Genomic DNA, 12,312 nt, shown 5'->3' on the forward strand with positions numbered 1-12,312 from the left:
TCTTGGCCCATTTCGAGGCCGTTGGGAACGGGGCGGACCATACCATTAGACCCCTTTTTTCTTTCAATAATTGAACCAAGAGGGTACCTGGGCAGTTACCTTTCCAGAGAGGGATCTGAATAGTTACTCAAGGGGGGGATGAGCGGTATGTACGTCTCAGCTGTAAACCAAGCACACCACCCAATATAATGAGAAAGTCGAAAGGAACTCTAAGATCGGTCATTTGTTGTCCGAGAACACCAGAACCAAAATTGATCAAGATCACCGGGATCAACATGGTCAGTAACAACCTGACCTCAATGGAACGTATTTTAAAGATGAGAAGGAAGGAGGCGAGCAGGAAGAAGAGCATGGGGGGAACGATATTTGTCAGAAAGCTGATAATCACGAATGAAACATGATAGTTGCCATCTTTTTTGAACTTGGCGACTGTTTTATTGATTTCCGCTCTGATGGGGTCTTCTTCATCCGGTATCTTTACGGTTTTTCTGAAGTTTTTATCAATCATGATGTCCGTGAGATGCGACTTGTCCCGTTCAGGATAATCGACTTTTGTCGCGTTTTGGCGCGAAGGATTGACTTCCTTGTCTTGTGACCGATCCTTCGTGGGGGGAGATGGGGGCCAAAGCGTTGGGTTGGTGCCATACATATTCCAGGTCATGGTAAACAAGGACTTGATGAATCTCCAAGGTTGGGCCTGGATGGATTCATGAACAGCATCAATGAGTACGCCGGGATATTCATGGTTCAGAAATACAAGATCGGTATACTGTTGCATATTCTTTAGAGTGTTATTATTGAATGCGTCCAAAGTGATATTCTTCTGCACATAAGCATCCTTTGAAAGCACGTTTTCTTGTAAGAGTGTCAGCAGTCTTTTATTTTTTGGTCCATAACTATCAGACAATCCTGGGGCATAAAAGAGGACATGCACCGTTGGAAACTGCACTCCCAGGGAGCTGGAAAGTTTGAATACGTTGAAAGTGATGTAATTGTAAACAAGAAGGGCGAACAGACCAACCATGAATCCAATACCAATCATTGCAGAACGCATCCAATTTTGTTTGGAGATGCCAAAACAGACCAGAGGAAAAGCGGCGGTCATGATAAAAATGATTGGTGTTTGTCGTATCAGCATGAGTGATGCCGTGAGTAAACCAAGAAAAAAGAGCGTTCTGTAGCTCCTGGTTTTAAAAAAATGAACAATGGTTGCACTCCAAATGGAAAGCGCGAGGCTCAATAATGGAGCGTAACCCAATTTATGAAATAGATCCATGATGCTGAAATGAAACAGCAGGATGATTATGACAATTTGCGCTACCAAAACACCGAATAATCTTGCTGTATAGTAAACGGTGAGCAGATGGGTAAGGTACATGACCAGGAAAGAAAATTCTATCCATGGCAAGGACAATTGACTGATCCATCCCAACATGTAACTGGCGCCCGGGGATCGGGCAAATGTGTCGAATGTCAAATAACCATGATAATGTTCAAGATAGTTGACATAGACCCGTCCAGGCGCCATCGGCCACGCCAACGAATAAAATAAAAACAACAATATTGCGGCAGAGACAATAATAAGCAAAAAAAATCGTTCCTGGCGCAATGTGGCAGCGGTATGCGATTCAAGCGGGTTGTGCATTGTCATGAGTGTTTTTTCTTTCGCAAATGTGCCGATTCAGCGTGAATGGGTCCCACGACAGTTTGCCCGTCCAGCTTTCCAGTGTGTCAGGATACAGAATAATTCATAAAAGATCCATTGCCAAATCCTCCGTCATTGCGTCTCCCGTGGGCAGTTCGACCAGGACCTTCGTTCCCCGATCGGGTTCCGACTCGAAGCCGAGGCGACCACGATGGTTTTTGACGATGGTATGGGTGATGGAGAGTCCCAGACCCATGCCGCCGCTTTTTCCCTTGGTCGTGAAGAAGGGGGTGGTGATCCGTTCGAGGAGGGGTTTGGGAATGCCGATCCCCTGATCGGTGACGATGATCTGGACGATGCCCCGGTCGGGGTGTGGCCGGACCGTGACCGTGACTGAGCATTCGGGATTGGGAAGGGATTGCAGGGCGTTCTGGATCAGATTGATGAACACCTGTTCCAGTTGCAGGGAATTGCCGCGGACGGTGATCGGGGGCATGTCCAGATTCAGGGAAAAATGTTGGGTATGTTTGCCGATCTGGGCGTGGAGGATCGATACCGCGGAGCGGATAATCTCAAGAATGTCCACATCTTCTTCTATTTTACCCTCATCCTGGCGCCCCAGATGTTTGAGGACATCGACGGTCCGTTTGATCCGGTCCACGTTGCGTCCGATGCCATCGATCAGACGCGGGATCGTGGTCATGACCTCGGCCAGGGGCATGCCGCCCAATTCAAATTCGCCGCACTGCTGCTGGTAATCGTCGAGGACCGGTCCCATCTCGCGCCAGAAATTGCCCAGGGACGAGGCGGAAAAGCCGATCGCATTGTTGGGATTGTTGATTTCATGCGCCACACTGGCCGCAAGGATCCCCAGCGTGGCGAGGCGGGCGTTGCGGATCGCCTGGACCTGAAGGGTCCGTTTTTCGGTGATGTCGGTGAATACCATCATGACCGAATGGGGCAGGTTTCCACGCGACAGGGGGGCCATGCGGATTTCCCACCATGAATCATTGTCGCAGACGACCTGAAGGGACGAGGCGGTATTGGTGCTGATGACCCGGCGCAGACAACGCTGACACTGGCGAAACACCTCGACGGGGAGGGCATTCTTCAAGGTTTGCCCCAAAACCATGTTGGGAAACATTTCCGGGCGCTGACGATTCAAAAATTGCACCTCCTGATGACGATCGATCGTCAGGATCAGGTCGGGGGAGTTGTCGAACAGGGCGCGCAGTTTTTCCTCGACATTCTTGCGTTCGATGATTTCCCCTCGCAGGGCGATGTTGGCCTTTTCCAGCGCCTGGGTTCGTTCCAGGACCCGATGTTCGAGGGCCTCGTTCAGTCCGCGCAGGCGGGCCTCGATTCTTTTGTATTCGGTGATGTCTTGAATGAATCCTTCCATCCGCAACGGTACCCCCTGGGCATCACGGATGATTTCTCCCAGAAGATGCACATAACGGACAACGCCATCGGGACGGACGACGCGGTACTCGGTGGAGTAGTTGGCCGTGGGATCGGCCAGTGCCCGACTCATGGCCGTGCGCTCCAACTGCCGGTCGTCCGGATGGACCGCAAGGAGGAAGGCTTCATAGGTGGCGTGGAATTCCTGAGGCTTCAAACTGAAAATACGGTACGTTTCGTCGGACCAGGTGATGATGTTGGCCGGTATGTCCCAATCCCAACTGCCCAGATGGGCCAGTTCCTGCGCCCGTGCCAATCCGCGTTGACTTTTCTTCAAGGCTTCCTCGGCCTGTTTCAGGTTGGTGATGTCGAAAAGAAAGGTGACAAAATAGTCAACCTTGCCATCATCACCGCGGACACAGCGCAGGGAGGTCAGGGCATGAAAGGTTTGCCCATCCTTGCGAATGAACCGTTTTTCCCGAGTGTAACCGGCGATTTCGCCGTGGAGGGCGCGACGAAATTCGGAAAGTTCTTCCTCCAGATCGTCGGGATGGGTCAGATTGACCCAGTTGGTGCGCCGCAGTTCCTCGGGGCTGTAGCCGAGTATTTCGCACAGGCGGTTGTTGAAGCGCAACCATCCTGTCTCCAGAGAGGTATCGGCGATGCCGACGAGTCCGACATCGTAATATTTCCGGAACCGTTCGCGGGTCGAAATGATTTCGCGCATCAAAATGACCCGTTCGTTCCAGAACAGAATGATCAGGAAAAACGAGGAAAACAACACCCCACCCGTGATGATCCCCGCTCCTGGCCACAGGGTCGCGCGAAATGTTTCCGGATCGCCCTGAACGGTGGTGGTCCGGATGTGCGGACGATTCCGTTCTTCCGTTTCACGAACTTGAACATAAATGGCGATACAGGTCGCGATGATGGTGATCAGGACCACCGCCGCCAGCAACAACAGGATGGGAAGGCGGTTTCTGGCGTGTTCCAACCCGTCCGGGGACGGGGAAGAGGAAGGATCGTAATTGTTGGACATCCGCGACGATGCAATGGGTTGGATCGTGGGGGGGATTTCCCCCCACGATGGAACGGATGGATCACGGTTTCCGCGGGACAACGACGGTGTGATCGAACTCCAGGACGACGGCGGGATGATATTTCCCTTCCGCGTCCTTGTAGGGAAATTCGTTGCAGGACTGATCCTTGGCGGCAATCATGCGGATGCGCAGGGCGCCGAAATCGCGCCGACCGGGAAGTTCATCCTTGCTCAGGACTTCGCTCCAGGAATAGACCGTGTCGCCGGCAAAGATTGGCGCGACATGGCGGCCACCATTGATCGCCACCAGTTTGAAAGCGTTGGCCAGGCCATTGAAGGCAAAGGAGCGCGCCAGACTGATGACGTGGCCGCCATAGACGATCCGCTTGCCGAATCGGCCCGCCTTTTCGGTGTGCTGGTTAAAATGGACCTTGGCGGTGTTCTGATAGAGGCGGGTCGCGGTCATGTGATCCGCCTCCTCGACCGTCATGGCATCGACATGATCGATTTTTTCACCTTTTTCGTAGTCTTCCCAGTAGAATGGCGAGCCTGAAAGGTGGGTATCGTATTTGGCGAAATTCAGTCCGGAAGGGACCACGAGATCATTGATGGCCACTGCCTTGGGAAGGTCGGGGACGACGGCATTCGGGGCGGGGGCGTTGAAATCCTTCTTGCGCACCATGACCCAGCGGCAATATTCCAGAACCATTTCGCCGCGCTGGTTGGTGCCGACCGATTTGACATAGACCGTCCCCGTCTTGTGATCCGAGTTTTCCTTGACCCCGATCACCTCGGACACGGTACGGATGGTGTCTCCCGGATAGGCCGGGGCATGGAAACGGCCCGCGGCATATCCCAGGTTGGCGATGGCGTTCAGGGAGACGTCGGGAACGGTCTTGCCAAAGACCATGTGGAACAGAAGCATGTCGTCCACCGGGGCCCGGGGCAGGCCGATCGCCTGGGCCAGGGCATCGGAGGACTGGACCCCGAACCGGTTGCCATAGAGGGCGGTATAGAGGGAAACATCTCCCTGGGTGATGGTCCTGGGGGTGGCATGATTGATGATCATCCCCAGGTGAAAGTCTTCGAAAAAGTTGCCTGGATTGGTCTTGTTGCTCATGATGTCTATTCTCCTTCACCGGCGTTCGTGGCCGGAATGATGCCGGTTGCCTGCGAAAGAACGGTCAGGGTTTCGGGTGGCTGGTGGTCAGGAACGCCTTGGCTTCGTCCTTGCGTTCGAACACGTGGGGGGCGATGTTGCGTTCCGAAAGGGCCTGATCCAGTTTCATCCGCATGAAGGCGGAGGTGGCATAGCGGGTGATGGTGGTATAGTGATGTTCCAGCATGTACCGGTCCATCTCGGCATAATCGTCGTAGATGTTTTCGTTGATGCGGAAGGAGTCGTAGTTGATGAACACCCCGACCCGCTTGCCGATGGCAGTGCAATGTTTGACCAGAAGTTCCCGCAACGAGGCGACATCCTCGCTGACGCGCATGTAGAGGCCTTCAAGGTTGATGAACAGAATGTTGCGCACTGCGTCGTAGCTGATCCGTTCGGGAAGATCAAGGTTGAGCAGGTTGGCTTCAAGGTTCATGACCTGTTCGCGGAAGATCCGCGAATCCATGGTGACGGGATCACGGACGATCGGTTGAAAATCCATGTGGGCGAGAATATCGCGTTCGATGTCGATTCCCGGAGCCACCTCGGTCAGGACGAGTCCGCGGCGGCCACGGCGGAAGACGCAACGTTCGGTGACGAAATAGACCGGTTGTTTGCGTTCGACCGCATAATCGCCGCTGAAGGTGACCTGCTTGACCGATTTGACAAATTTGCGTGCCTTTCCTTCCTTGACGATCCTGAGTTGACCGTTTTCCACCGCGATTTCAAGGCCGCCGGCGGTAAAGGTCCCGGTGAAGATCATCGACCGGGCATTCTGGCTGATATTGATGAAACCGCCGCAGCCGATGACGCGGTCGCCGAAGCGGGAAACGTTGACGTTGCCCCGTTCGTCCACCTCCGCCATCCCCAGACAGGCCATGTCCAGACCGCCGCCGTCGTAGAAATCGAACATCTGGTTCTGGTCGAGCACCGCATCGACATTGACACCCGCTCCGAAACTCGATCCGCTGGAGAGGACACCGCCCACGGTCCCCGCCTCCGAGGTCATGGTGATGTATTTGGTGATTTTTTCTTCATTGGCGACCTGGGCCACCCCTTCCGGAACACCGACCCCCAGATTGACGATGCCGTTGGGTGGGAGTTCGAACGCGGCGCGACGGGCCATGATCTTGCGTTCGTCGAGTGGCATGGGGGGGAGCGAATCGAGGGGAACCCGGATTTTTCCGGCCAGGGCCGGATTATAGATGGTTCCGCAGTTCATCATGTGGTTTTCGGGTTTGTCGGCGACGACGATACAGTCCACGAGAATTCCCGGAACCCGGACCTCGCGCGATTTGAGGGAGCCCATTTCGGCGATCCGCTCGACCTGGGCGATGACGATGCCGTTGCTGTTCTTTGCCGCCATCGCCTGGGCCAGGTTGTCCTGAAAGAGCGCTTCCTTTTCCATGGTGATGTTGCCCATGGGGTCGGCGGTCGTACCCCGGATCAGGGCGACATCCACCGAGCCGACCTTGTAGAACAACCATTCCTCGCCGTCGATTTCGACCAGTTTGACGATGTCCTTGGTCGTGATGTCGTTGACCCGTCCTCCCTCCAGCCGCGGATCGACGAAGGTATGCAGACCGATTTTCGAAAAGAACCCCGGTTTCCCGGAGGCCCGGGTCCGGTACAGCTGGCAGATGACGCCCTGGGGAAGGTTGTAGGCGTAAATCTTGTTTTCCTTGGCCAGTTTGACAATATTGGGGACGCGGCCAAAGTTGCCCGAGACGAACCGGCGCAGCAAACCTTCGTGGCCCAGGCGGTTGGTGCCGCGGGTTTTTCCATCCGACTGCCCGGCGGCGCCGATGAGGGTCAGGTTTCTTGGCGATCCGGTTTCCAGGAAGCGCCGTTCCAGGGCCTCGAGCAGGGTATCGGGATAGCCGGTTTGGACAAACCCGTTGCAGCAGATCGTGTCCTGATCCTTGATCAGGGCCACGGCTTCATCAGCGGTAACAATCTTGCTTTGCATTGTTTGATACTCCAGTTGGATGTACCGATGTCTGCCTCAGGCCAGTTGTGCCGATGCGCTCATGGTGGTTTTTCCGTGGGGTCCGTGGGCCTCCAGTTCCACCGTATCGCCTTTGGGGCGACCGATCAGGCGAAAGGGGTGCAGGTCGAACAGGGGGGCCCGCCCCTGGAAACTGAACCCGGCAATCGCCCTGCCGCTTTTCGCCCGGGCCATTTCCAACAGCATCAACGCCGTCAGCGGGCCATGGACGACAAGTCCGGGATAGCCTTCCTCCTTCATCGCGTAGGGACGGTCATAGTGGATGCGATGGGCGTTGAAGGTCAGGGCGGAAAACCGGAACAACAATACCGTGTTGGGGGTGACATCCTTGACCCAGGCCTCCAGGCCGGGGTCGGGATGGGCCGCAAGCGGGACCGGGGCCGGGGTCGGCGGGCCATCCTCCTTGTAGACGATGTCCTGTTCCTCTTCGACGCACAACTCGTTGTTTTGCCGGATCCGATAGCGGGCGGTCACGAACACCAGGTTGCCGCTCTTGCCCGATTTTTCCGAAACGTTGAGAATCTCCCCTTCGCGGACGGCGGGTTGGCCGATGATCAGGGGGTGAAGAAATTTCATCCGCGCCCCGGCAAACATGCGCCGGGGCAGGGTCACCGGCGGAAAAAAACCGCCCCTCTTGGGATGGCCGTCATGATCGATGCGCGACATCGGCGCCTTGGGGAGAAAATGAAACCAGTGCCAGAGGGCAGGCAGGGGATCGCCCTGGGCGAACCGTTCCCCTTCCATGTCGAGCATGGCCGCGACACACTCGGCCACCACTCCCGAGATCACCTCCTCGCGAACTTCCTGGGAGCCGATCCAGTCGGTCAAGGGTTTGTTTTGTTCACTCATCATGAAATCTCCACGGGTCCGGCGACGATGCCACCATCGCGCAAGCTTTTGATTTCATCCGCCGAAAGGCCAAGATCCTTCATGAGGATTTCGTCGGTGTGTTGTCCCAGGATCGGGGCTGGTTTCGGCGGTTCACGGGTGAAAGCGCCAAAGTCGATGGGGGCGCCGGGAACCAGATAGGATCCGATGCCTGGCTGATCGACCATGGAGAAGAGGGGATTTTTTGTCGATACCCGGGGATCCTCTTCGACCATTTGCCGGAAGGTGCGGTACGGGCCCCAGCAGACGCCGGTCTTGTCGAAGGTGGTTTCGATTTCCTTCAGGGTCCGTTCCCGGCACCAGGCGCGGATGGGGACGGAAATTTCATCGCTGGCGAGGAAGCGGTCCCCTTCCTTTTTGAAGTTTTTCCCCAAACGGGTTTCAATTTCCTTGAAGGCGTCGGTCAGACCGGTCACCTTGCCCAGTTCGGTCCACATCCGGTCGGTCACGACCACGATGTAGATCCGGCGTCCGTCTTTGGTTTCGTAATCGCTGCCGTAGGCGCCATACAGATAGTTGCCGTAACCTTTGCGATCCTCCTTGTTGATCTGGACCTCCGAGACATATCCCAGGTTGGCGGTCATGGCGAAGGCGATGTCGGAGAGGGCGATCTTGACGAACTGTCCTTCCCCGGTCAGACGGCGATGGCGCTCCGCGGCCAGGACCGCCAGGGCCAGGTTGATGCCGGCGATGGCATCCCACGCCGGGAGGACATGGTTGATCGGCTTGGGGTTGGGGTCGTCCTTGCGGATTCCGGTGACGTAGGGAAAGCCGCAGGCGCAGTTGATGGTGTAATCGACCGCCGAGGTCCCGTCGGAACTGCCGATCAGGTTGACCATGATCAGGTCCGGGCGATGTTTTTTCAGGCTTTCGTAGCTCATCCACCCTTTGCTGGCGGGAAAGTTGGTGAGAAAAATCCCCTTGCCCTCACCTGGTTCGGTGATCAGCCGGGTGAGGAGTTCCTGTGCCCTTGGTTTGGATGAATCGATGGCCAGGGACCGTTTGCCCTTGTTCAGGCCGGCCCAGTAGAGGCTTTTGCCTTCGGTGGTGATGGGCCAGCGGCGGGAATCCATGCCGCCGGTGAGGGGGTCGAAACGGATGACATCCGCCCCCATCTGGCTTAGGGTCATGCCGCCCAGAGGGGCGGCGACAAAGGCTGATGCTTCGATAATACGCAATCCTTGTAATACCTTGAACATGGTTCGCTCCTTCACGGACCCGTGAAATCAGAAGCCGTAGGCGGCAGCCCGTTGCGGATCCTTGGTGGCGACCAGACGGGCCAGGTCTACGATCACCTTGGCCTGTTTCCAGGTGGCGTCGTCCTGCATTTTGCCATCGATCATCACCGCGCCCGAGCCGTCCGGCATTGCGTCGAGGATTTTTTTGGCAAAGAGGACTTCCTTGACATCGGGGCTGAAGACCCGTTTGGCAATGTCGATCTGGGTCGGATGGAGGGTCCATGCGCCGGCGCAACCCTGGAGGAAGGCGTTGCGGAATTGGGCTTCGCAGGCGGCCTCATCCTTGAAATCGCCGAACGGTCCGTAGAAGGCGCGCAGGCCGTTGGTGAGGCAGGCATCGACCATGCGGGCCACGGTATAATGCCAGAGATCCTGCTGGAAAAAGGCCCGGGCGGAACCATCGGCGTTGGGGTCGGCCAGGACGCCATAGAAGGGGTGACCACCACCGACTCGGGTCGTTTTCATGCCGCGGGAGGCGGCGAGGTCGGCGGGACCGAGGCTCATGCCATGCATTCTCGGGCTGGCCTGGGCGATGTCGTTGACATTCTTGACCCCCTGGGCCGTTTCCAGGATGGCGTGGATCTGGATCTGTTTCTGGACCTTGTGCTTGGCCTCCAGCAGGGCCAACAGCTGATCGACGAAGTGGATGTCCCAGGCCCCTTCGACCTTGGGGATCATCACCACGTCCAGCTTGTTGCCGACGGCGCCGATGATTTCGGTCATGTCGTCGAGAAACCATGGGCTGTTCAGGGCATTGACCCGGGTCCACAGGCCGGTGCCGACCTGTTTGAAATCGACCGCCTGGGCCACCTCGATGAATCCCTTGCGCGCCGCTTCCTTGGCCTCGATGGGGATGGCATCTTCAAGGTTGCCGAGCAACACGTCCACATTCTTGGCCATTTCGCCCGCCTTGGCCCGCATTTTTTCATTGTGCGGTGGCAGAAAATGGATGGTCCGTTCGAGGGTGACGGGCAGTTCACGCATGGGCATGGGGGCGCCGATGGCGAGGGGCTTGTAAAAGGCGGATGGAGTTTTCATGGATACGCGCTTCCTTGGGTTTGTTTTTTAATGGTGATGAATCGTTGCGTTTGGTTTTCGACACATTCGCGGTGATCCCGGGGCGGGACGGTTCATGGGGAGTTTTTGGCCGCGGCCAGTTCCGCCTTTTGCACGACCGCTTCGGCTTGGCGGATGGAGGCGATGTCGATCATCTTGCCATCGAGGCTGACGGCGCCGGCCCCCTGTTTTTCCGCCTCGATCATCGCGTCGAGGATGCGCCGGGCCTGTTCGACCTCTTTGGCGGAGGGTTTGAACAGTTCGTTGGCCATGTCCACCTGGCTGGGATGGATGACCATCTTTCCTTCGAAGCCCAGGGTTTTGGCCCGTTTGGCGCTGGCCATCCAGCCGTCGGGGTCCTTGATGTCGGCGAAGGGGCCATCGATGGGGCGCAGGCCGTTGGCCCGGGCGGCGGCGACAATGCGTGCGTGGGGATAGTGCCACATGTCCTGCCAGTGGCGTGGACGGACCCCCTGGGAATCGGCGTCGGCGAGGATGTGGTAATCGGGGTTGGGACCGCCGATCATGGTGATCTGCATCCCGGTGGCGGCGGCATAGTCGGCGGAACCGAACAGGATGGTCTCGTTCCGCGGCGAGGCGGCGGCGATGGCGTCGATGTTTTGCATCCCCAGGGGGGTTTCGATGAGCATTTCGATGCCGATCCGTTTCTTGATCCCCTTGGCCCGCTCGATCTGGGTCAGGAGCATGTCCACGGCATAGATGTCGGCGGCGCATCCCACCTTGGGGACGAGGATCAGGTCTAGTTTGTTCCCGGCCTGTTCGACCAGATCGACCACATCGCGATACATGTAGTGGGTGTCCAGGCCGTTGATCCGCACCGACAGGCTTTTGCCGGCAAAATCAAGGTCGTTGAGCGCCGCGATGACATCCTTGCGCGCCTGCTCCTTGTGGTCCGGGGGCACGGAATCCTCCAGGTCGAAAAAAATGACATCCGCCGCGCTGGTCGCCGCCTTTTCGATGAACCGAGGTTTGGATCCGGGGACCGCCAGCGTGCTGCGGTTCAGTCTCTGTCGGCGCTGGGGTATGGTTGTAAAACTCATCAGCCTCTCTCCTCCATCCGGGTTGCCGCTGTTTTTGTTTTCTATTTCTATCCCCTTATAGAACACAAATCGAGCCAGTTTTGACATTAATGATGATTTGCCGCAATCATAACCATTTGCACGAAAATGCCCGCAAACCCCATCCCTCGGCAAGGGGTGTCGTCTCTTGTTACAGCAATACGGAAAATATGTGTTCATTTTTTAATAGGTATTTATTTTCATTATTTAATTTAATAATTCCAGATGCTGTCGCATGGTAAAAAACGCGACACCCCTTTCCTGTTTGGGCATGGACGGGGCCAGGGTTACAGGCTGGAGTAGGTTTCCACCGGGATTTGGATGGTTTTCATGGGTTTCTTGCCGCTGTTCTGGATGGCCTGGAAATCGGCCTCGATGCGTTTGAGAACATCGGCCTCAAAATAATGTTCGCCGCAGAAAACGCACTCCAGGCAGGGAACGTCCGTCACCATCATGAACCGTTCGCCAAGCCGGTACAGGTATTCCACCTGCTTGGCGGTCATGATGCGGTGACCGCAGAAGGGACATGTTTCGGCCATGTCAATCACCCCTTTCGAAAGGTGTTTTGAACTTCGGCGGGGTGGGAATGTAGACGGTACAGCATAATCCATGCAATTCATGTACGTGGATGACAACAGGATGTTAACCCGTCTTTCGCGATTCGACTCCCGACATAGAAAGATTTCTGGGTAACCGGACAAAAAAAGCAAAGCGTATCAACTGTTCATCCTTCCAAAAAGTCTTCAATTGTTTTGTGGTGCCGACCTACCTGTTTGACCCGGATAAGGTTTTCCGGAAA

General features: G+C 56.2%; 9 protein-coding genes. All 9 read right to left on the reverse strand.

The window, feature by feature from the left end; all coding sequences use genetic code 11:
- Window positions 1-127 precede the first annotated feature (127 nt).
- Window positions 128-1,651 (reverse strand): hypothetical protein, encoded by a 1,524-nt coding sequence (locus tag HQL76_17340; GenBank protein ID MBF0110934.1) that lies wholly within the window; start codon window positions 1,649-1,651, stop codon window positions 128-130.
- Between the two features lie 97 nt (window positions 1,652-1,748).
- On the reverse strand, window positions 1,749-4,085 hold the full coding sequence (locus tag HQL76_17345) for a PAS domain S-box protein (GenBank protein ID MBF0110935.1): 2,337 nt from the start codon (window positions 4,083-4,085) through the stop codon (window positions 1,749-1,751).
- Window positions 4,086-4,146: 61 nt separating this feature from the next.
- Window positions 4,147-5,205, reverse strand: coding sequence for a MaoC family dehydratase (locus HQL76_17350; GenBank protein ID MBF0110936.1), 1,059 nt, complete (start codon window positions 5,203-5,205; stop codon window positions 4,147-4,149).
- A gap of 64 nt (window positions 5,206-5,269) precedes the next feature.
- Entirely contained in the window at window positions 5,270-7,213 is a 1,944-nt protein-coding gene (locus HQL76_17355) for an acyl CoA:acetate/3-ketoacid CoA transferase (GenBank protein MBF0110937.1), read from the reverse strand.
- A gap of 36 nt (window positions 7,214-7,249) precedes the next feature.
- Window positions 7,250-8,101 carry an acyl-CoA dehydrogenase gene (locus HQL76_17360; protein MBF0110938.1) on the reverse strand — a complete coding sequence of 284 codons (852 nt, stop codon included), beginning with the start codon at window positions 8,099-8,101 and terminating at the stop codon, window positions 7,250-7,252.
- Window positions 8,101-9,339, reverse strand: a complete 1,239-nt coding sequence (locus tag HQL76_17365) for a CoA transferase (protein MBF0110939.1) — start codon at window positions 9,337-9,339, stop codon at window positions 8,101-8,103. The genes HQL76_17360 and HQL76_17365 overlap by 1 nt, the downstream gene beginning before the upstream one ends.
- A 27-nt stretch (window positions 9,340-9,366) precedes the next feature.
- The gene (locus HQL76_17370; GenBank protein MBF0110940.1) at window positions 9,367-10,416 is read right to left on the reverse strand and encodes a CoA ester lyase; all 1,050 of its coding nucleotides are present in this window, start codon (window positions 10,414-10,416) and stop codon (window positions 9,367-9,369) included.
- Window positions 10,417-10,508: 92 nt separating this feature from the next.
- Window positions 10,509-11,495: a CoA ester lyase gene (locus HQL76_17375; GenBank protein MBF0110941.1), complete on the reverse strand. Its 987-nt coding sequence runs from the start codon at window positions 11,493-11,495 to the stop codon at window positions 10,509-10,511.
- A gap of 305 nt (window positions 11,496-11,800) precedes the next feature.
- Window positions 11,801-12,052: a type II toxin-antitoxin system MqsA family antitoxin gene (locus HQL76_17380; GenBank protein ID MBF0110942.1), complete on the reverse strand. Its 252-nt coding sequence runs from the start codon at window positions 12,050-12,052 to the stop codon at window positions 11,801-11,803.
- Between the last annotated feature and the right edge of the window lie 260 nt (window positions 12,053-12,312).

The sequence above is a fragment of the Magnetococcales bacterium genome (genome assembly GCA_015228815.1).
Lineage (GTDB): Bacteria > Pseudomonadota > Magnetococcia > Magnetococcales > UBA8363 > UBA8363.

Bases quoted from the DNA above. Each gene is read 5' to 3' on its own strand.
- HQL76_17340 (MBF0110934.1), bottom strand. From the start codon at position 1,651: ATGACAATGCACAACCCGCTTGAATCGCATACCGCTGCCACATTGCGC.
- HQL76_17345 (MBF0110935.1), bottom strand. From the start codon at position 4,085: ATGTCCAACAATTACGATCCTTCCTCTTCCCCGTCCCCGGACGGGTTG.
- HQL76_17370 (MBF0110940.1), bottom strand. From the start codon at position 10,416: ATGAAAACTCCATCCGCCTTTTACAAGCCCCTCGCCATCGGCGCCCCC.
- HQL76_17365 (MBF0110939.1), bottom strand. From the start codon at position 9,339: ATGTTCAAGGTATTACAAGGATTGCGTATTATCGAAGCATCAGCCTTT.
- HQL76_17350 (MBF0110936.1), bottom strand. From the start codon at position 5,205: ATGAGCAACAAGACCAATCCAGGCAACTTTTTCGAAGACTTTCACCTG.
- HQL76_17355 (MBF0110937.1), bottom strand. From the start codon at position 7,213: ATGCAAAGCAAGATTGTTACCGCTGATGAAGCCGTGGCCCTGATCAAG.
- HQL76_17380 (MBF0110942.1), bottom strand. From the start codon at position 12,052: ATGGCCGAAACATGTCCCTTCTGCGGTCACCGCATCATGACCGCCAAG.
- HQL76_17375 (MBF0110941.1), bottom strand. From the start codon at position 11,495: ATGAGTTTTACAACCATACCCCAGCGCCGACAGAGACTGAACCGCAGC.
- HQL76_17360 (MBF0110938.1), bottom strand. From the start codon at position 8,101: ATGAGTGAACAAAACAAACCCTTGACCGACTGGATCGGCTCCCAGGAA.